Here is a 19,241-nt window from a genome sequence, read left to right as displayed (position 1 = left end):
ACACGGACAGCGCGCAGAAACCGGAGCGTACACGTAGTACGTGAGGATTTCGAGCACTGCCCAGGTTCAAAATGACAAATAAAATAGCTCTAATGGGATAAGCTCTTATTCATCCTCGCCCGTTTCTGGCGCGGTATCATCGGTGCGATCGTTATCGTCGCTGTCATCTTTCAGCGACAAACTACCTTCAACAGGCATCGCTTCACCATCACGAATCATGCGCAACTGCGCTTCGCGGGCATCATCGCCGCTGCGTACATCAGCGCCGAAACGGAACACCGATTCGGTAATTCTGAATTTGCTGCTGTCATTTCCCATAAAGTAGATCATGCCTAACCGACGTAAGCGGTTAAGCGAGGTTCTGACTTTTTCCTGCAGCTTTTGGCGATCCAGATCGGAACCGGTAGAACGCTGGTTAACCAGCTTCAACAGCTTGCTTTCATCCGCCAGACTCAGCAGTTCTTCATACAGCTCTTGCTGGCTGAAAATGCCTTCGTGCGCCAAACGCTCCGGGCTCAGGTAGAGATAGCAGAGAATTTTCCCTACCATCATATCCAGCTCAGACAGCACAGAACGGGGGATAAGCGTAGTGGAACGCGGACGCAGATAGAAAAAACCTTCCGGCGCGCGAATCAGCTCCACGTTGTAGCGGCTGTAGAATTCCTCCAGCACTTCCTGGAAATCCATCAGAAAGACGTGGTTCTCCAGCTCTTCAATGCCAATATGACGCCCGGCACGCAATTGGCTGTCCAGCGCAGGAAAGAGGTTATTCGACAGCGCGGTTGCCAGCTTCACTGGCATAAATTGTTCAATATTTGTCGATGACATGGGCCTGCACCTTGGCTCCGTAATCATTGATTGCCCGCCACAATGCAGGTAATCCGGTGAAATCAGCTTCGGCTACGCCCAGGCGTACTGCCTGGTCGACCACGATTCGGGCAACATCAAAATGCCGCGAACGAGGATGCTGCGCGAGGTATTCACGCATCACTTCCCCCAAGTCCAGCGGAATCTGTTGCGCTTTATATTTATGCAGCGCCTGCTCGACCAACGCGATCAACTGCTCGCGCATTTCACTAAACTCTTCGTATTCCAGCTCCGGCGGCAATTCGCCGGTTACTTCTTCACTACGTAGCGTCAGCTCTTCATCACGCATATCCAGCAGACGGTCTGCGTTGGCGAACGTCAGCGCCCAGGGACTATCGAAATAGCTCTGCACCGACTGACGCAGGCGCTGGGCAAAGACGCGGTTTTTATCCATATCAATCGCGGTACGGATAAACTTATGGACGTGGCGGTCATAACCAATCCACAGATCTATCGTCTGCTGTCCCCAGCTCACGATGCGATCGAGTTTGTTTTGCAGGTCAAACACCAGTTTGTCGACAGATTCCAGATTATGCGCATTATTCATAATCGCATCCTGAATGCTCAACAGGCTCGCCTGCAACTTGTCGCCTGCGGCTTCCAGCGTATCCTGCAATTCACGCAACGTAGACGACGTTTCCGTCAGCAGTTGTTCACAGCTGCTGATCGCGGCACGCCAGTCCTGGTTTAACAACGCCGCGATATCGTCTTTCACGCCCTGTTGCTGTTCATCCATTACACGCTGTGACAGATCGATACTGTCAAAAATTTCAGCGACGGAGTATTTCAGCGGCGCAAACACGTTGCGATGCCAGTGAAACTCATCGCCACCTTCTTCCGCTGCATCAGCCGCACGGCCTAACTCCTGCGCCACGATAGAAAGCTGCATGGAAAGGCGCAGCGTCGAGAACTCACGCTGCCGAATGTAATAATCAGTAATGCCAATTCCCAGCGGCGTCAGACGATAAATCGCATTGCCTTCCGCCTGTTCGCTGGTAAAACGGTTAAGCAACCGCTGGCGCACCAGATCGTTAATCGCGTTATTGGCGCGAATAGTAATGGTTTCGTTCGTCTGATCAAATCCCTGACTCACATGGCGGAAGGCATCAATCAGCTCCCCTTCACTCATTTCACCATCCATGCGTTCGCCGTTAAGCGTGGCGATCGCCATCAAAAACGCCAGGCGTTCAGTAGGGAGGGAAATGGAGAAATCGTTTTTTCGTGCCCAGGCGACCAGTTCGGGTACAGTCTGGGAAAAATCACTCATAATGCATCCTTCAAATGGGGTTTATGCGCCATGACATGGATATAACGGCCCAAACTCACAAAAGGCTCTTGCCGACAATACCGCTGCTCGAGCTCCAGAATGTCGGCAAATTTATCAATTTGCTGCTGCTTATTCTGTAGATAGTCATGAAACACACGCACGCCAGTTTTTCCGCTAATAGTCAGCCCCATTTCATCAAGCCAGCCGTACACGGCTTGCGGATCCAGCGGGTGATCTGGCGATAGCGAACGCCGTTTATTCTTCGGCATTCCGGCCTGAACATAATCAAAGTTGCCCAGCACCATGTTACGCATCAACAGCCCATGATGGTTATAAAACATCAAAGACAGCGCGCCACCCGGCGACAAGCAATCATACAATATTTTCAGCATCTGCTGCGGTTGCGCGACCCACTCCAACACCGCGTGGAACAATATCAGATCGGCGGGGCTTTCCATATATTGCGCGATATCCTGTGCGGCACACTGCACAAAACGCATATTATGGGTGACGCCCTGCGCTGCTGCCGCATTTTTGGCGCGCTGAATCATCTCATCGGAAACATCGCACAACAATACCTGATGTCCTAAAGCCGCCAGACGACACGCCATCTGCCCTTCACCGCCCCCCGCATCAAGGATGCGCAACGGCCGTGCCGGAAGCTGGGTCAAAAGATCGCTAAGATCCTGCCACAATACCGCCAGCCGAAGTTTCCCCTTCGTTGTGCCATAGATATTCTGAGCAAATTTTTCGGCGATATCGTTAAAATTGCGATCCTGCATCAGTCATTGTTCCGCATCATATAAACGGGGCTCTCGTGCAGCACATGTCTGCGCGATGCGATTTTTCCAGCCTGCCATTTTGGCACAGGCTGGCTTAGAATAAATGGCCTTACCGCATGATATCTTCCCGGATGCGGTTTTTTCACTCAAAAGGAATGCAATTTTATGCTTTTCACACTCAAAAAGTTCGTCGGTGGCCTTCTGCAACCTCTGCCATTGCTATTGCTTCTGATGGGTGTCGGCCTGCTGCTGCTCTGGTTTACCCAACGGCAGCGCACGGGAAGAACAATAATATTAGCCAGTTGGCTGGCGCTTATTCTGCTCAGTCTGCAACCTGTCGCCGATAGGCTGTTATTACCACTGGAATCACACTACCCAACCTGGCGGCAAACGCCGCAGGCGAGTAAAGCCGACTATATCGTCGTGCTAGGCGGGGGGTATACCTATAACGCGGAATGGGCACCCAGTTCCAATCTGATCAGCAACAGCCTACCGCGCGTTACGGAAGGTGTTCGCCTGTATCATGCCAACCCCGGCGCAAAATTGATTTTTACCGGCGGGGCGGCACAGGGTAACCCTGTCAGCAGTGCGAAAACCGCGGCGCTGGTAGCAGAAAGCCTGGGTATTCCGCCACAGGATATCGTCATTCTGGATACGCCAAGGGATACGGAAGAAGAAGCGGCGGCAACCGCCAAGATTGTTGGCGATCGCCCTTTCTTGCTGGTGACCTCGGCCAACCACCTGCCTCGCGCCATACGATTCTTCCAGGCCCAGGGGCTTGCGCCCATTCCGGCTCCGGCGAATCAGATGGCGATCACGTCCGCGCTCAACCCGTGGGAGAAAGTTTTTCCATCCGCTTACTATTTATCACACAGCGAACGCGCCTGGTATGAAACACTGGGTCGCCTCTGGCAATCGCTGAAGGGAACCTCGACGACACCGCACAACGCCGAACAGCAACAAACTCATTCCAGCCAAGGGGACAGCTCTCGGGAAGCCACATCAAAGAGCTGACGGTCTAATTGGCCCGTGTGAATATAGCGGGCCACGGCTTCCCAGATAGCATACAACCAGCGTCGGTAGACAAAGGACTCCGCTACCGGTGCCTGTTTCAGGTAGTGATAAAGCAACTGCTCCGGCATGCCGGATTCACAAAGCCGGAAGAGCTCATACTCTCTGGGCGCCCACAGCATCATGCCCGGATTAATCATCGCCAACAGCTGATCGCTACGTGCGTCCTTCAACATGCTGCGCAGCGAAAGATTACCGTGTACCAGCACACAGCCATCCTCGAAATCTTCAAACAGCATCGCCAGACACTGGCGAGAGCGATAAAGCACGCCCCGATCCTGTTGCGTCAGCTGTGGCGCACTGACGTTGAGCAACGTCGACCACAGCACTTCCACACGCTGTTGATACCAGCTAGCCCAATCGTTGTCCTGTGTGCTATCGACAGAACCAACGCAACCATGACTATCAATTCGGTGCCAGGCTAATATGCTTTCAGCAATCTGATCCATCAGCAGCGTCCAGCGCTGTCCGCTTCTTGGTGGCGCCTCCACCGACACGCCACGCAAGCGCTCAATCAGCAACAGTTCCCGATAAGGCTGCTGTTGCGTCAACACCAGCCCGTAAACGGTTGGTAAACGGACATCCCCCTCACGCGCCAGCATCGAGAGCTTGTAGGCTTCCTGCTGCGCCACCCCCTGGCATACATAGCTCTTAGCCAATAAGGGAATGGCGTTGCCTTCTTTATCATACAAGGCATACAGATCTGCATAGGGCTGTTCGCTTATACGCTCAAGCCGGCTGAGGCTTTCCCCCAACACCGTGCTAAGCTCCGATTTCAACTGTTCCATAAACAGCTATACCTCCGTTGAGCCAAATGACTCCATCCACCATGATGCGGCGAGCAGGCGACAAATACTTCAACGCAGATCAAATATACTCGTCATACTTCAAGTTGCATCTGCATTGCTCAAAGCGCTAACGTTTTGTCCTGAAACTCGAATTATTTAGAGTGTAAGCGGGGATCAACTCCGACAGGGAACACGCCCTGCCGGAGTTGTTGCAGCGATGTTCTCTGCTGACGAGCAGGGAACATCGTGAGTGACAGGCTAGTGAATTAACACGCCGCCATTATTCGCGTTCAAAGGCACCCAGATCTGGCGCTGAACCTTTGTAAGGCAGTTTGACATCTCCACCCTTGTTGATTAGCGCACTACCCGACGCAAGATGCAGGCTCTTCAGTACCGGCAAACTGCCATCAGCCTGACGCGGCGCATCCCATCCGGTCACGGAAACGCTCTCGAAATCAGAATCTGATACCGCAATTTTCAGATCCCATGAGTTATAGCGCATGTTCGCTCCATCGGAGAACGACAGATCTTTACCACCATGAGAAACGTTATTGCGTAGCGTACCCAATCCAATCGCTTTTCCGTTTGCATCAATACCGCGGATATTAAAGTTGGGGTTATTTTTATAGCCCGTGTTGTTAAAGAAATCGTTCGCTACCGGATGGTGGTTAGCATAAAAACCGGCCGCTTTATTTAAAAACGCAACCGAGTTACGCACGGTATGTTTCACCGCATTTGCCACATAAACGCCACCGTAGCCACCGATTTTAAAACCATTACCATTACCTGCCGGCAGAGACTGCGTCGTCCCCGGCAAATAACCGTGTGACCAGGCCCAGGAGTTTTCAATCAGCACCGGAGAATAGGCATTAATTAAATCGAAGCCATCATCCGAGTTTGACCATGCGCGGCAACCGCGGAAAATATTACCTGGCTGATTCGCCGGGATATGCGCACCAAATCCATCTCCACTTTGGCCTGCACCATTCGATGTCAGCGGATCGTAATTATGGTGAGAGTCGCTATTCAATACCAGGTTATATCCCCCACGCTGGATAAACAAACCCGTACCCATAATATGGTGAATATTTAACTGTTCGAATATATTATTGCTGCCCCGAATCCACACACCCCAGGATTCATGGTTCAGGTTATTACGCTGTGGAACACCGGTTATTTCCAGCCCTTTCAGAGAGATCCAATCTGCCACAACGTTGAAGCCTTTGACGCGGCAATCATCCTGCATCTGGCTGAAATCAAATACGGGCACTTCTCCGCTGTATGCCCAATACTCAATACGTTTGCCTTCGGTACCGCTCTTATTCAGCGTAATCGCGTTCACCACATCAGTACGCGTTGCACAGACGTTCAGTCCCTTGGTAAACACGTATTTACCGCCACGGATCCACAGGCGGTCGCCGGGATTTAATGTTTTCTGCGCGCGATCGATCGTTTTCCAGGGGGAGTTTTTACTGCCGTTATTCGCGTCATTGCCGTTGGGCGCCATGTAATACACCGCCGCGCTGCTGCCCGCCGCAGCTCCCATCAGCATACCGCCGAGAAAAATTTTTGCGATATAACGTTTAGCATTCATATCATTACCGTCCTTAGTTGAAATAACAAAAACGCCATGCAAAAACATGGCGAATTGATAGTAGCATTTAAATATGAAAATAAAAGTTCCACCCGCTACTCATCAACCCAGAATGGAAATAAATCATCTGCGAAATAAGCGGCGTAGCGTAATTTAAGAATTTTTAAGAATGCTTATCTAAATAATTGCTAAATAATTTAAAAGATAATATGTCGTATAAAGAAAAAACGTCATGGAGAAAATCTATTCCGGCAAGAATAGACTCCCCCATGACGTATTTATCGCAGCATAGCGTGATAGATCTTACTGATTCGCCATGACGTGCCGTACGCGGGCCAGATCTTCTGGCGTATCAACGCCGACGCTAGGCACCGCTTTCGCAACCGCAACGTGAATCTTCTCGCCGTACCACAGCACGCGCAGCTGCTCCAGTAATTCGATTTGCTCCAGTTGGCTCGGGGCCCAACTGACATAACGGCGCACAAAACCCGCACGGTAGGCATAGATGCCGATATGACGCAGGAAATGATCGCCAATGGTTTCCTTAGACTGAGCAAAACGCTCTCTGTCCCAGGGAATCGTCGCACGGGAAAAATACAGCGCGTATCCCTCGGCGTCGGTAACCACTTTTACTGCATTCGGGTTGAATGCTTCTTCGCTGGTTTCAATCGGCACCGCCAGCGTTGCCATTCCCGCTTTACTGGCTGCGAGGTTTTCCGCCACCTGACGAATGATCACGGAAGGAATGAGTGGTTCATCGCCCTGAACGTTAACGATGATGTCATCGTCGGTAAAACCGTAGCGCTCGATGACTTCAGCCAGACGCTCCGTGCCGGAATTATGATCGGCGCGGGTCAGACACACTTCACCGCCAGCCTGCCGCACAGCCGTTTCAACATCGGGATGATCGGTAGCGACAATAACGCGCTGCGCACCCGATTCCAACGCCCGTTCCATCACATGGACGACCATCGGTTTGCCGTTGATGTCCGCCAGCGGCTTACCGGGCAGTCGGCTTGACGCAAAACGCGCAGGAATGATTACGGTAAAAGTCATTGTGTTATCTCGTCCGCGCCGAGTTTACGCGCCTCGTTTTCCAGCAACACGGGGATGCCATCACGAACCGGATAGGCCAAACCATCGACCTTGCATATCAGCTCCAGTTTCTCTTTATTAAAATACAGCCGACCATTACAAACAGGACAGGCAACAATCTCAAGTAAACGGTGATCCATGCTTCCTCCATCTTTGGCCGATCGATGACCGGCTGAGGGTGCTGGCAAAGCCCGCTGGACGATGATGATGGGTAGATCGTAAAGACGCTGTAAATACATCCCTGTACGCTCGGATTGCGCCATCCATGGCGCAAACGCTTTACTCTTCTATCCCATCATCACCGCTTTCATTCTGCGAAAAATTTGCCAACGTTATGGGCCAATCTATGACCGACATTTTCTTTCTCGCTATGGCAGCGATCTACTATGGCGATACCTTCAAGAGATATCTAAAACCGTGGTACGAGCCGATTTACGCTCTGCTACCAGTATGTTGCTTAAGCACATTTTCCAGTTTGTCGAGCAACTGCGTGCCGTGGGGCTCAGCGAGCACGGCATCGACCGGCAGAAACCACCAGTTACCCTGAGCGAACGCCTTACATTTCACGGCATCTTTTTCCGTCATTAGCAGCGGCTGCGTGGTATCCTGAGTCAGCGATCCGAGCTGTTCTGGCTGGTACGATTGATGGTCAGCAAAAGCGATTTCACGTGCAATGCTGACGCCAGCCTCACGCAGCGTAGCAAAAAAACGCGGGGGATGTCCGATGCCCGCCATCGCGACCACATCCTGCAACTGACTCAGCGGTCGGCACTCACCAGAAAGTAAGTTAACCGCCATACCCGCGGTTAATGTCATACCTATCTCATTTGCTCGCGGCGTACCGCCGTTAACAATGACAGCATCCACCGAGGCCAGACGGCTTTCTCTTTCCCGCATTGGACCTGCTGGCAACCACCATCCGTTGCCAAAACGCCGCACTCCGTCAATCACAACCAGCTCAATATCTCTTTCCAACGCATAGTGCTGTAATCCATCATCGGTGATCACCACATCTAGCGTGTGCTGTGCCAATAACGCACTCACGGCATCCCGACGACGAGGAGCAACCGCAACAGACGCACCGGTACGTTGAAAAATCAGCACTGGCTCATCGCCTGCCTGCGCCGTCGTCACCGCTTCATCCAGCAGCAGAGGATAACGTTCAGCTTTCCCACCGTAACCGCGTGACACCACGCCGACACGATAGCCTCTGCGCTGTAGGTGCTCGACAAGCCAAATGACCACCGGAGTCTTCCCATTGCCGCCTGCCGTCAGATTTCCTACAACCACGACAGGGACGGGAGATCGCCAGCTTTTCCGCCACCCGAACTGATAGCTCTGGCGGATCAGAAACGTGACGAATCCGTATAGCCACGAAAGCGGCAGCAGCAGCCAATAAAGCCGAGAGCGACCAGACCAGATACGTTCAATCATTCGCCAAACTGCATTTTGTGTAGCTGCGCATAGGCTCCGTTTGCCGCCAGTAATGCAACATGGTTACCACGCTCAATGATTCTGCCATCTTCAACGACCAGAATCTCATCCGCTTTTTCAATCGTGGAGAGACGGTGTGCAATCACCAGAGCAGTACGATCTTTTTGCAGTTCGTCTAATGCCGCCTGAATCGCGCGTTCCGATTCCGTATCCAACGCCGATGTGGCCTCATCCAGTATCAGGATCGGGCTATCACGCAGCAACGCGCGGGCAATCGCGATACGCTGCCGCTGTCCGCCAGAAAGCATCACGCCATTTTCACCAATGACCGTATCCAGACCGTGATCCATCTTATTGATGAAATCCATCGCATGCGCCATTTTCGCCGCGCGCTCAATTTCCTCACGGCTATAGTGCTCATTGCGGGCATAAGCGATATTGTTCGCTATCGTATCGTTAAACAGATGCACGTTTTGAGAAACCAGCGCTACCTGATTACGCAAGGAGGACAGGCGATACTCGCGTAAATCGTGGCCATCGAGCAACACCTCACCGGATTGGATGTCGTAAAAACGTGTAATCAAGCTGGCAATCGTTGATTTACCCGAACCAGAGCGCCCAACCAACGCCACCGTTTTCCCCGCTGGGATATGCAGATTGATATCCTTCAGTGCCAGATTTTCTTTCCCAGGATAAGCAAAATTCACCTGACGGAATTCGAGTTCGCCTTTCGCGCGCTCGATTTCGCGTTTACCCGTATCGCGCTCCTGTTCCATATCCAGAATCGCGAACAGCGTCTGGCATGCGGCCATCCCGCGTTGGAACTGCGCGTTAACGTTGGTCAGTGATTTTAACGGGCGCATCAGCGCTATCATGGAAGAGAACACCACCGTGATCGTCCCGGCAGTCAACGTTTCCATTACGCTAGGGAAGCTGGCGGCATACAGTACAAATGCCAGCGCCAGAGAAGCGATCAACTGGATAATAGGATCGGAAATGGAGGAGGCAGATACCAGTTTCATGCCCTGTTGGCGCATCCGGTTGCTGACCTGATCGAAACGTTTAGTCTCAACGTCCTGGCCGCCAAACATCAGCACTTCTTTATGGCCTTTTAGCATTTGCTCCGTGCTGGTGGTGACGTGTCCCATGGTGTCCTGCATATTTTTACTGATACTGCGGAACCGTTTGGACACCACGCGCATAGCGATCGACACGATCGGCGCAATCACAATCAGAATGATGGACAGTTGCCAGCTGTAGTAGAACATCAGAACGAACAGGCCGATAATCGATGCCCCTTCCCTGACGACCGTCACCAATGCGCCGGACGCAGAGGCCGCAACCTGTTCTGAATCATAAGTGATGCGGGAGAGCAGCGTCCCGGTTGATTGCTGATCGAAGAACGACACCGGCATACCCATGATATGGGAGAAGAGACGGCGGCGCATATTCATCACCACTTTGCCTGAAACCCAGGCGACGCAGTAGCTGGATATAAATCCTGACACCCCACGCAGTATCATAAGGCCGATGACAACCAGCGGCATCCAGATCAATACGGCACGTTCCGCCTTGCCGAATCCGTCATCTAACAAGGGTTTAAGCAGAGAGAGCATTAATGTATCGCTGGCGGCGTTAATGATGAGAGCAATCGCAGCAACACCAAGCCCTGCTTTAAAAGGAGAGATCATCGGCCAAAGGCGACGAAAGGTCTGCCAGGTGGAGAGATCTTTATCATTCAGCATGTAGTAAACCTGAAGCGGAAAGAAATAGCCGACTATTTTACTCATTATACCGCCCTACGCCAAACCACTGATGATACCAACGAGGCGATATGTGATCCCTGAACCGTAGAATGTGCCATGAATCGCTGAAAAAACGCGCACTTAGCTGACCAAATGATGCGGTATCAAGCCATGAGTAACCATATTGTCGATATCGTTCGACAATCTTTACTGAAGGCAGCCGCCACGGGTTATAGCGTGCAGCAGAAGCGATAACGAATTCGGAATTAACCGCACGAATGAAGGGAGGAGAGGAAGATGTCTTACTGCCATGATGAGGGATTTGTAACAAATTCGCACGCAGCGCACTGCGTTCTAACCGAATCAACGCCCTTTCCGCATCCGATTCCAGATCGCCCGTTAATAAAACACGGTGTTTACCATCATCAACGCGGATCACACAGGAGTCATTGTTTTCCGCTCGTTCAACGAGCGCTAGCGGCCACAGCACGGTAAACGTGAGATTCTGCCAGCGCCAACTCTCACCGCGTAGACAAGAGCGATGATTCATCGCGTTGGTGGCGCTATATATCGTAGCTTCAGGGTAGGCCGTCTGTAGCGTTTCCAGCCCCCCGATATGATCCATATGACTGTGGCTCAGGATAATGTTTTCCACGTCAACTCCCCGCCAGCGCAGGTAAGGCAGAATTTCTCGCGTCGCCATGTCGCCCCCTTCCCAACGGTTTCCCGTATCGTACAGCACCGCCTTTCCACGTTGCTCAATCACGATGGCCAGACCGTGGCCAACATCCAACATATCCACACGCCAATCCGGTTCATCGCTCTTTATGCGGAAGGCTAATAAAACCAGAATCAGCGCGCCGACACTCGCCGGATGAATTCGCCACCAGCGAAATCGCCATATTACAACGGCCCCCCACCCCGCGACGCTTCCTAGCAGCAGTGATGCATCAAGATATACCCAACCCGTTTGCAGATACGTCAGCGGTGCGAACACCACACGCAGCGAAACATCCGCCAGCCACCAGAGCATGTCGCTCAGCGGCGCGAATGCCATCGTGCTCAACGCCAGCAAAATAAGCGGCGTCGTCACGAACGACACTAAAGGCACCGCCCATAGATTGGCTGGCAGAGAGGTAATGCTAAAACCGTGGAAAATATTAAGCTGCAAGGGCATCAATAGCAGAGTAATTCCCGTTTGCAGATGGATCCAGCGTAGCCAGAACCATCGGCGCCGCATCTGTAATCGATGAGGAAGCGGTGCCCACTGAAACCAGAAAATCAGCGATGCCACCGCGAGGCACGATAGCCAGAAACTGTCTGACAGCACGCTCAACGGATCGCTGACCAGAATCAGCGCAACGCACCATAGCCAGACCTGCCAGGCTGAACAGTTAACGCTCCACACTTTTAAGCAGACCCACACGCTAAGCGCCAGCGCAGATCGCACAGCAGGAGGATTTCCTCCTGCCAGCCAGACATATCCCCAGGCAACCACCGCGCTCGTGAGCAATGGGAAACGATAGCCGATCCACTGCACGGGAAAGCCATACTGCAACATCCGCGCGATTCCCCACCCAACCAACCCCGCAAGCACGATATGGAGGCCGGAGATCGCCATCAGATGCATCGTGCCGGTATTCTGAAGGAGCGCCTTGAGCTCTGAGCTAACCGTTTTCATCTCGCCAAACGTCAGCGCCAGTAAAATAGAACGCCACGGTAATCCCTGCACCTGCTGTTCCGCCTGTGCGATTGTGCGCTGGCGGAAATCACAGCGACTATCAGCCACCTTTGCCGCAAGTACACGCCCCGATAGCGGTTGCCGTTTGGCTATCGCCCAGCGCTGGCTATCAAAGCCGCCTTCATTTAGCCGACTATGGATAGGACGAAAACTGGCGGTTATCGCCCAGCGTTGGCCGCCGCACCAGTTTTCCATCGCTGGTGATAGGGTCAGTTGGGCATACAGCGGCGGGAAGATTCGCCGCTGATTGATCTCTTCCAGCCGAACCGTGATCCCATCATCACCGTGTTCACTGAACCGTATGCTGCTTATTGTCACGACAGTATTAACCGAATCCTGCGTGAAACGATCGATTTGCAGCAGCAGGGTTTGAGCATTCAACGCCGCCCAACAAAAACTCACGGCAACAAGGGCGACAAACCGTACGCTTGCATGACAATATCCGCCCAGTACCACACAAATAGATAGCCCAACGCCCCACCACAGCAGCGTTTGCGCTGGGAGCTGCGGCAAAAAAAGCAGCGGCAGAATACCCAGCACGCTGGCCCACGCCAGACTATTTACGGACATCATCTCTTTTACTGATATCGTCCCTTGCCATGACACTCCCTTACCTCTTTCCCTGTTGTTCGCTCAGGAATGTTGCAATAACTCAACCTCATGCAAAAGAACGAAAAACGCAGGTAGGAAAATGCCTCGCAAGAAAGTGGTTAACTTGCAAAAAAGGGCATTCGGCGTGCGAGCTGGATTCCAATTCTCGGGGCATTTGACATCATCAGCAGCGACAAAATCATTAACAGCCACCACCGACGGTCAAACAAGCAGATAAGCAAAAAAGCAGGATGTGGCGTAAGAACCAAAAGAAAAAGGACCGCAGAAGCGATCCTTTTACAGTAGGAAATAATTTACAGCAGAAAGCGGTTTTACCGTAAAAACGGGGGCGTTAAGTTACTTAACTTCGCCCATCGCCTTCAGCTTTTTAGACAGCTCACGGCGTTCTTTCGACAGATCCGCGTTCTTGATGATGTAGTCATCAACACGATCTTCATAATCACCGCGCATGTTGGCGATGATACTTTGCACGTCCTCAATGGACATACCCGGTTTCAGATATTCGCTCAGGTTGTCCAGCAGCAGAACGCGCTTCTGGTTATCGCGAATTTTCTTTTCGTTGTCGACGATTTCACGCTGAAGTTTGTTTTTACGACGAAACATGCGCACGAATTCCAGTACATCCTGGAAACACGGCTTAGTGTCCTTATCCATCTTTTACCCTTACCTTAAGTCATACATAAATTCTTTATGCATTCACCATACAGGTTATACCCAGCGTCTTTCAAGCAGTGGTTACGCCCTTTGTGCTAACGCCTCGCTGAGCGGATAATCTGTCATCAAACCATCAACGATAATATACCGCAATACGCTGATTATGAACCTCTTCAATGGCAACCTCAGTATCGAAAATATCTTCCAGAACGTCGGACACCATGATGTCCTCCGGTTTTCCCGTGTAGATAATCTGCCCTTTGCGCATCGCAATAATGTAGTCTGAATAAGCAGAGGCAAAGTTGATATCGTGGATAACCAGCACGATAGTTTTACCTAGCTCATCGGCCGCCCGGCGAATCTGCTTCATCATCGCCACCGCGTGTTTCATATCCAGATTATTCAGCGGTTCATCCAGCAGCACGTATTCGGTGTCCTGACACAGCACCATCGCGACATAAGCACGCTGTCGTTGACCGCCGGAAAGTTCATCTAAAAAACGATCTTTCAATTCGGTCAGATTGAGGAACGCCAACGCGGCGCTGATGCGCTCACGATCGTCAGCATTCAACCGTCCTTTGGTGTAAGGATAACGGCCAAAACCCACTAGCTCTGCCACCGTTAAACGGCTGGTAAACTGGTTTTCCTGCCGCAGCACGGACAAACAGGTGGCGAGCTTGTCGCTTGGTGTTGTCATCACATCCATGCCGTTAACTTTTACCTGTCCGCGATCCGCTTCCAGCAAGCGGCTGATGATGGACAACAGTGTCGACTTCCCTGCACCGTTCGGGCCGATAATCGACGTGACGCCGCCGCGGGGCACCGTCGCCGTGACATTATTTAATACCGTCACGTTATTATACGTTTTGGTTACATTGCCGATCTCAATCACACGGAAACCTTTTTCAGTAGCAACACAATGAACAGCGACCCACCCACAAATTCGATAACGACCGACAGCGCCCCGGACATATCCAGCAGATGCTCAAGCACCAGTTGTCCGCCAACCAGTGAAATGACGCCCAGCAGGAAAGCCGCAGGCAACAACAGACGATGCTGGCTGGAACCAATCACTAAATACGCAAGGTTCGCGACCATAAAGCCTAAAAAGGTGAGCGGGCCGACCAGCGCTGTCGAAATGGCAACCAGTACGGAAACCAGCAGCAGAATGACTGTGACGCTACGCTTGTAGTCAATACCAAGATTAATCGCGTTGTTACGTCCCAGCGCCAGCACATCAAACCGGAAACGCATGCGCCAGATCACCACCGCGACCACCAGCGTAATCACAACCGACAGCGCCACCAATTCGGGAACGGTGCGGGTGAAGGTGGCGAACATTCGTCCCTGTAAAATGGCGAACTCCCCAGGCGTCAGCAGACGCTGCATTAAGCCCGCCATGCTGCGAAACAGCGTGCCGCAGATAATCCCGACCAGTAGGACCAGATGCAAATTATTGCGGCTGCCGGTAAACAACCAGCGATACAGCAGCGCAGAGAAGAGAATGAGCAGCAGCGTCTCAAGAACGAATTTGCCTTCAACACCCAGCCCCGGAATGCCGCTAATGCCGAAAACAAACACCAGCGCGGTCTGAATCAGGATAAACAGGGCTTCAAACCCCATAATCGACGGCGTCAGCACCCGGTTATTTGTCACCGTTTGGAACAGTACCGTCGACGCGCTGGCGGCAAATGCCACCAGCAGCATCGTCGTCAGCATCAGCCCGCGGTGCGTTAAAATGTAGCGCAGGTTGCTGCCTAGGTTGATGGTCATAAACAGCACGATCACCACGACAGCCGCGCCAGCCAGCCACATCAGCCGCTGCGTCGGCGATAACCCTGTACGTTTTTCGCTGACGGCTCCGGTCAGCACCGTATTACGTTCATTGACTGACATGACGTTTCTGGCTTAGCAATAGGAGAAGGAAAACGGCAGCGCCAATGACGCCAAGAATCACACTCACCGGAATCTCGAAAGGATAGCGAATCACACGGCTGATAATATCGCAGCACAGCACCAAGCCGCCGCCGAGCAGGCACACCCACGGAATCGTTTTTCGCACATTGTCGCCCATCATCATGCTGATCAGGTTCGGTACGATCAGCCCGATAAACGGCAGGCTGCCAACCACTACGACCACCACGCCGCTGACGACCGCGATAATGCACAACCCCATCAGCATTACCTGCCGATAGTTAAGGCCGACATTGACGGAAAACTCACGCCCCATACCTGCGACCGTGAAGCGGTCAGCGATCCAGCAGGCCACCAGCGTTAATATGCCAACCAGCCAAAGCAGTTCATAGCGCCCTTGCAGAACACCGGAAAAATCGCCCGATTCCCAGTTGCCGAGCGCCTGTAACAGATCAAAATACATCGCGCCGAACGTGGTAATTGAGCTGATAACCGCGCCCAGCATAATGCCGACCAGCGGCACCACCAGCGCGGATTTCAGCACAATCCGCTGTAGCAGCATCATGAACAGGAAAGTGCCCCCCAACGCAAACAGGCTTGCCACCACCATCTTGGTGAAAATCGTCGCGCTGGGCACGGCGATCATCACCACCAGCAAACCTAAGCTGGCCGATTGCGTGGTTCCCGCCAGAGACGGTTCAACAAAACGGTTTTGCGTCAGCAGTTGCATGATGAGACCGGCAACACTCATGGCGCTGCCAGCCAGCAGCAAAGCCAGCGTACGGGGAACGCGGCTGATAAAGAAAATATCGCGCATTTCCGGGTCGTTCCAAACGGCCTGCATCGTCAACTGCCCTGCCCCAACAAACAGGCTGACAACGATCATGCAGGCCAGAAACACAAGACCCAGCGAATAATAAAAAGACTTCATTGGTTCTGCCGTAATCTGCCGTTATTTCTTATCCAGTGCGTCGCTGACGGTACTCACCAGGTTTTTATAGCTTTGCAGCCCCCCGGCGATATACAGCGATGCTGAATCCAGGTAGATCACGCGATTATTTTTCCAGGCGTTGGTTTTGTGAATCAGCGGGTTATCCAGCACCTGCTGGGCAGATTCCCCACCCGGGCGACCAATCGCGCTGTCACGGTCGAGGATAAACAGCCATTCCGGGTTCACGTTCAGTAAGAATTCTGAGGTCACTACGTTGCCGTGGCGTCCGGATTCCGGGAACTCGGTCGCAGGTTTGAAACCTAATTCATCAAACACAAAGCCAAAGCGCGATTTAGGTCCATAGGCAGACATTTTTCCACCGCTGACCATCAGAACCAGCGCATTGCCCGCATTTTCCGTTTTGGCGCGCGTTTGAGCGATCTGCTGTTTAAAGTCATCAATCTGTTTTTTCGCTTCTTCTTCTTTGCCGAAGATGGTGCCCAGTTGCTCGATGCGCTGGATGAAGCTCGCCATAAACTGGTGCTCATCCACATCCATCGAGATCGTCGGTGCAATGCCGCTCAGCTTGTCATAGGCATCACGCGTACGCCCACCGGCAATAATCAGGTCAGGTTTAGCGCTGCTCAGCGCTTCATAGGCCGGTTCAAACAGCGTCCCGGCGTTCAGGTAAGCATCACCGTTGTATTTTGATAAAAACGCAGGCAGCGGCGTGCTGCTTTTCGGTACACCGGCGATCCCTTCGACTTTCAACGCATCCAGCGTATCCAATGAGGCAGGATCAAACACAATCACTTTCTTCGGCGGCTGTGGAACCTGTGTGGTGCCCTGCGCATGCTCAATGCTTACCGTATGACTTCCCTCTGAAGACGATGCCTGCTGATCGCAGCCAGCCAGAACAAACATAGATGCCAGTAACGTCGCCTTCACTGCAAACGCCGCATTTAATCGCACCGCATTTAACCGCATAAGTGTGTTCTCCATTTTGCTGTTTGTTGCCGAACGCTACCCCGCAGCGTGTTCTACGGGGTAATAAAGAATTTAATTATCATTCGCATTAAAAATAAAATTGTAACCGAACGGACACAGTCATGCCTAGCGATTATGTCTACCCACCTATTGATGTACGTCAGAGAAGTGATGCAAATCAGGAAAGCGCCACAGAAAAGTCGATTAAATGGTATCCTTGCCGTTTTCCAGACTGTTTTGCCTGATTTCAGGTTCAGCGCATACACGTAGCTAAAGCTAACTGCATATATGGCCGAGAAAACACAACCCACTTTTTTCATACACGACTACGAGACATTCGGTAAACATCCGGCGCGCGATCGCCCCGCGCAGTTTGCGGGTGTCCGTACCGATATGGATTTCAATATTATCGGCGAACCGCTGGTCATTTATTGTCGACCGACCGATGATTACCTGCCGGAGCCGGAAGCGGTGATGATCACCGGAATTACGCCACAGGTCGCACTGGCAAAAGGCGTCAATGAGGCGGAGTTCGCTCGTCAGATCCACGACGCGTTCAGCGTGCCCGGCACCTGTATTATGGGCTACAACAACATTCGCTTTGATGATGAAGTCAGCCGGAATATTTTCTACCGAAACTTCTACGATCCTTACGCTTACAGTTGGCAAAACGGTAATTCTCGTTGGGATTTACTGGATGCGTTACGCGCCTGCTATGCCCTGCGACCGGAAGGCATCGTCTGGCCTGAAAATGATGACGGCCTGCCCAGTTTCCGCCTTGAGCACCTGACGAAAGCAAACGGTATTTCGCACGAGCAGGCGCATGATGCGATGTCCGATGTTTATGCCACCATCGCCATGGCAAAACTGTTCAAGCAGGCGCAGCCCAAGCTGTTTGAGTACCTGTTCACGCTACGTAACAAAAACAAAATTTCCGCGCTGATTGATATTCCGCAGATGAAACCGCTCGTGCACGTGTCTGGCATGTTTGGCGCAGCAAGGAGCAACACCAGTTGGGTGGTGCCGCTCGCCTGGCACCCGGACAACCGTAATGCGGTCATTATGTGCGATCTGGCTGGCGATATGACGCCGCTGCTGGAGCTGGATAGCGAGACATTGCGTGAACGGTTATACACTCGTCGGGATGCACTGGAAGCCGATCAGAGTGCGGTTCCGCTCAAGCTGGTGCACATCAATAAGTGTCCGGTCTTAGCGCCTGCCAATACCTTACGGCCGGAAGACGCGGAAAGACTGGGCATCGATCGTCAACGCTGTCTGGACAATCTGGCGCTGCTGCGTAACAACGCGAGCGTCAGGGAAAAAGTGGTGGAGCTGTTTGCCGAAGCGCCCGCCTTTGTCGCATCTGATGATGTCGATTTACGCCTTTATGATGGCTTCTTTGGCGATGCTGACCGCATGGCGATGAAGATTATTCAGGAGACCGCCCCGCAGAATCTCCCCGCGTTGGATCTTACGTTTGCCGATAATCGCCTGGAACCGCTGTTTTTCCGCTATCGCGCTCGCAATTTCCCCGGCACGCTGGACGACCGCGAACAGCAACGGTGGTTGCAGCATCGGCGTACGGTATTTACACCGGAACGCCTGCAGGACTATCTGTCAGAACTCAGCAATCTGTATCAGCTTCATGAAGACGATAAAGAGAAGATGGCGCAGTTAAAAGCGCTGTACGCCTATGCGCAGGAACTGGTGGGATAACGAGTAAGAAACACAGGGCACATTCTTCAACGTTGCTGACACA

Annotated in this window: 18 protein-coding genes; 2 read left to right on the top strand and 16 right to left on the bottom strand. The window is 52.3% G+C overall.

Translation table 11 applies throughout. From position 1 onward, the window contains the following. Nucleotides 1–105 precede the first annotated feature (105 nt). The 3 genes from mukE to cmoM are packed head-to-tail and all read right to left on the bottom strand — an operon-like array spanning nucleotide 106 to nucleotide 2,916. Nucleotides 106–828: a chromosome partition protein MukE gene (mukE, locus tag R9X49_RS05485; RefSeq protein WP_010277044.1), complete on the bottom strand. Its 723-nt coding sequence runs from the start codon at nucleotides 826–828 to the stop codon at nucleotides 106–108. After that, nucleotides 809–2,134, bottom strand: coding sequence for a chromosome partition protein MukF (gene mukF, locus R9X49_RS05480; RefSeq protein WP_319847497.1), 1,326 nt, complete (start codon nucleotides 2,132–2,134; stop codon nucleotides 809–811). The genes mukE and mukF overlap by 20 nt, the downstream gene beginning before the upstream one ends. Continuing rightward, entirely contained in the window at nucleotides 2,131–2,916 is a 786-nt protein-coding gene (gene cmoM / locus R9X49_RS05475; protein ID WP_319847496.1) for a tRNA uridine 5-oxyacetic acid(34) methyltransferase CmoM, read from the bottom strand. Before cmoM ends, mukF begins: the two co-directional genes overlap by 4 nt. 165 nt (nucleotides 2,917–3,081) lie before the next feature. Here cmoM and elyC point away from each other — a divergent pair, with 165 nt between their 5' ends. Then, a complete protein-coding gene (elyC, locus tag R9X49_RS05470; RefSeq protein WP_319847495.1) occupies nucleotides 3,082–3,930 on the top strand; it encodes an envelope biogenesis factor ElyC in 849 nt (282 codons plus the stop codon). Here the strand turns inward: elyC and R9X49_RS05465 are convergent. From R9X49_RS05465 to R9X49_RS23130, 13 genes are all read right to left on the bottom strand, one after another. After that, a complete protein-coding gene (locus R9X49_RS05465) occupies nucleotides 3,882–4,775 on the bottom strand; it encodes a YcbJ family phosphotransferase (RefSeq protein WP_319847494.1) in 894 nt (297 codons plus the stop codon). The two genes, elyC and R9X49_RS05465, sit on opposite strands and share 49 nt — an antisense overlap. Before the next feature lie 280 nt (nucleotides 4,776–5,055). Continuing rightward, nucleotides 5,056–6,369 (bottom strand): pectate lyase PelN, encoded by a 1,314-nt coding sequence (gene pelN / locus R9X49_RS05460; RefSeq protein ID WP_319847493.1) that lies wholly within the window; start codon nucleotides 6,367–6,369, stop codon nucleotides 5,056–5,058. A 303-nt stretch (nucleotides 6,370–6,672) separates the two neighbouring features. After that, the gene (gene kdsB / locus R9X49_RS05455) at nucleotides 6,673–7,425 is read right to left on the bottom strand and encodes a 3-deoxy-manno-octulosonate cytidylyltransferase (RefSeq protein ID WP_319847492.1); all 753 of its coding nucleotides are present in this window, start codon (nucleotides 7,423–7,425) and stop codon (nucleotides 6,673–6,675) included. Continuing rightward, nucleotides 7,422–7,604: a Trm112 family protein gene (locus tag R9X49_RS05450; RefSeq protein WP_005967647.1), complete on the bottom strand. Its 183-nt coding sequence runs from the start codon at nucleotides 7,602–7,604 to the stop codon at nucleotides 7,422–7,424. The genes kdsB and R9X49_RS05450 overlap by 4 nt, the downstream gene beginning before the upstream one ends. 292 nt (nucleotides 7,605–7,896) lie before the next feature. Then, a complete protein-coding gene (gene lpxK, locus R9X49_RS05445; RefSeq protein WP_319847491.1) occupies nucleotides 7,897–8,898 on the bottom strand; it encodes a tetraacyldisaccharide 4'-kinase in 1,002 nt (333 codons plus the stop codon). Then, nucleotides 8,895–10,643 carry a lipid A ABC transporter ATP-binding protein/permease MsbA gene (msbA, locus tag R9X49_RS05440; RefSeq protein ID WP_319848592.1) on the bottom strand — a complete coding sequence of 583 codons (1,749 nt, stop codon included), beginning with the start codon at nucleotides 10,641–10,643 and terminating at the stop codon, nucleotides 8,895–8,897. The genes lpxK and msbA overlap by 4 nt, the downstream gene beginning before the upstream one ends. Nucleotides 10,644–10,680: 37 nt before the next feature. Beyond that, complete coding sequence (locus R9X49_RS05435; RefSeq protein WP_319848591.1) at nucleotides 10,681–12,954, bottom strand: ComEC family protein; 2,274 nt, start codon at nucleotides 12,952–12,954, stop codon at nucleotides 10,681–10,683. A 378-nt stretch (nucleotides 12,955–13,332) separates the two neighbouring features. Then, nucleotides 13,333–13,650, bottom strand: coding sequence for a PTS system regulator TmaR (gene tmaR, locus R9X49_RS05430; RefSeq protein ID WP_319847490.1), 318 nt, complete (start codon nucleotides 13,648–13,650; stop codon nucleotides 13,333–13,335). Between the two features lie 133 nt (nucleotides 13,651–13,783). Beyond that, on the bottom strand, nucleotides 13,784–14,542 hold the full coding sequence (locus R9X49_RS05425; protein WP_039300599.1) for an ABC transporter ATP-binding protein: 759 nt from the start codon (nucleotides 14,540–14,542) through the stop codon (nucleotides 13,784–13,786). Then, a complete protein-coding gene (locus R9X49_RS05420; protein ID WP_319847489.1) occupies nucleotides 14,539–15,546 on the bottom strand; it encodes an iron chelate uptake ABC transporter family permease subunit in 1,008 nt (335 codons plus the stop codon). The genes R9X49_RS05425 and R9X49_RS05420 overlap by 4 nt, the downstream gene beginning before the upstream one ends. Beyond that, nucleotides 15,533–16,495, bottom strand: coding sequence for an ABC transporter permease (locus tag R9X49_RS05415; protein WP_319847488.1), 963 nt, complete (start codon nucleotides 16,493–16,495; stop codon nucleotides 15,533–15,535). Before R9X49_RS05415 ends, R9X49_RS05420 begins: the two co-directional genes overlap by 14 nt. 21 nt (nucleotides 16,496–16,516) lie before the next feature. Further along, nucleotides 16,517–17,482, bottom strand: coding sequence for a siderophore ABC transporter substrate-binding protein (locus R9X49_RS05410; protein WP_319847487.1), 966 nt, complete (start codon nucleotides 17,480–17,482; stop codon nucleotides 16,517–16,519). 53 nt (nucleotides 17,483–17,535) lie between these two features. After that, nucleotides 17,536–17,802: a hypothetical protein gene (locus R9X49_RS23130; protein ID WP_413775873.1), complete on the bottom strand. Its 267-nt coding sequence runs from the start codon at nucleotides 17,800–17,802 to the stop codon at nucleotides 17,536–17,538. On the opposite strand from R9X49_RS23130, the gene sbcB reads away from it, so the two are divergent. Further along, complete coding sequence (sbcB, locus tag R9X49_RS05405) at nucleotides 17,771–19,198, top strand: exodeoxyribonuclease I (RefSeq protein ID WP_319847486.1); 1,428 nt, start codon at nucleotides 17,771–17,773, stop codon at nucleotides 19,196–19,198. The genes R9X49_RS23130 and sbcB overlap by 32 nt on opposite strands. The last annotated feature ends 43 nt before the right edge of the window (nucleotides 19,199–19,241 follow it).

The organism is Pectobacterium carotovorum (assembly GCF_033898505.1).
In the GTDB taxonomy this organism is placed as follows: Bacteria; Pseudomonadota; Gammaproteobacteria; order Enterobacterales; family Enterobacteriaceae; genus Pectobacterium; species Pectobacterium carotovorum_J.
This window is presented reverse-complemented; position numbering and strand designations above follow the sequence as displayed.

Bases quoted from the DNA above. Each gene is read 5' to 3' on its own strand.
- mukE (WP_010277044.1), bottom strand. From the start codon at position 828: ATGTCATCGACAAATATTGAACAATTTATGCCAGTGAAGCTGGCAACC.
- mukF (WP_319847497.1), bottom strand. From the start codon at position 2,134: ATGAGTGATTTTTCCCAGACTGTACCCGAACTGGTCGCCTGGGCACGA.
- cmoM (WP_319847496.1), bottom strand. From the start codon at position 2,916: ATGCAGGATCGCAATTTTAACGATATCGCCGAAAAATTTGCTCAGAAT.
- elyC (WP_319847495.1), top strand. From the start codon at position 3,082: ATGCTTTTCACACTCAAAAAGTTCGTCGGTGGCCTTCTGCAACCTCTG.
- R9X49_RS05465 (WP_319847494.1), bottom strand. From the start codon at position 4,775: ATGGAACAGTTGAAATCGGAGCTTAGCACGGTGTTGGGGGAAAGCCTC.
- pelN (WP_319847493.1), bottom strand. From the start codon at position 6,369: ATGAATGCTAAACGTTATATCGCAAAAATTTTTCTCGGCGGTATGCTG.
- kdsB (WP_319847492.1), bottom strand. From the start codon at position 7,425: ATGACTTTTACCGTAATCATTCCTGCGCGTTTTGCGTCAAGCCGACTG.
- R9X49_RS05450 (WP_005967647.1), bottom strand. From the start codon at position 7,604: ATGGATCACCGTTTACTTGAGATTGTTGCCTGTCCTGTTTGTAATGGT.
- lpxK (WP_319847491.1), bottom strand. From the start codon at position 8,898: ATGATTGAACGTATCTGGTCTGGTCGCTCTCGGCTTTATTGGCTGCTG.
- msbA (WP_319848592.1), bottom strand. From the start codon at position 10,643: ATGCTGAATGATAAAGATCTCTCCACCTGGCAGACCTTTCGTCGCCTT.
- R9X49_RS05435 (WP_319848591.1), bottom strand. From the start codon at position 12,954: ATGTCCGTAAATAGTCTGGCGTGGGCCAGCGTGCTGGGTATTCTGCCG.
- tmaR (WP_319847490.1), bottom strand. From the start codon at position 13,650: ATGGATAAGGACACTAAGCCGTGTTTCCAGGATGTACTGGAATTCGTG.
- R9X49_RS05420 (WP_319847489.1), bottom strand. From the start codon at position 15,546: ATGTCAGTCAATGAACGTAATACGGTGCTGACCGGAGCCGTCAGCGAA.
- R9X49_RS05415 (WP_319847488.1), bottom strand. From the start codon at position 16,495: ATGAAGTCTTTTTATTATTCGCTGGGTCTTGTGTTTCTGGCCTGCATG.
- R9X49_RS05410 (WP_319847487.1), bottom strand. From the start codon at position 17,482: ATGCGGTTAAATGCGGTGCGATTAAATGCGGCGTTTGCAGTGAAGGCG.
- sbcB (WP_319847486.1), top strand. From the start codon at position 17,771: ATGGCCGAGAAAACACAACCCACTTTTTTCATACACGACTACGAGACA.
- R9X49_RS23130 (WP_413775873.1), bottom strand. From the start codon at position 17,802: ATGAAAAAAGTGGGTTGTGTTTTCTCGGCCATATATGCAGTTAGCTTT.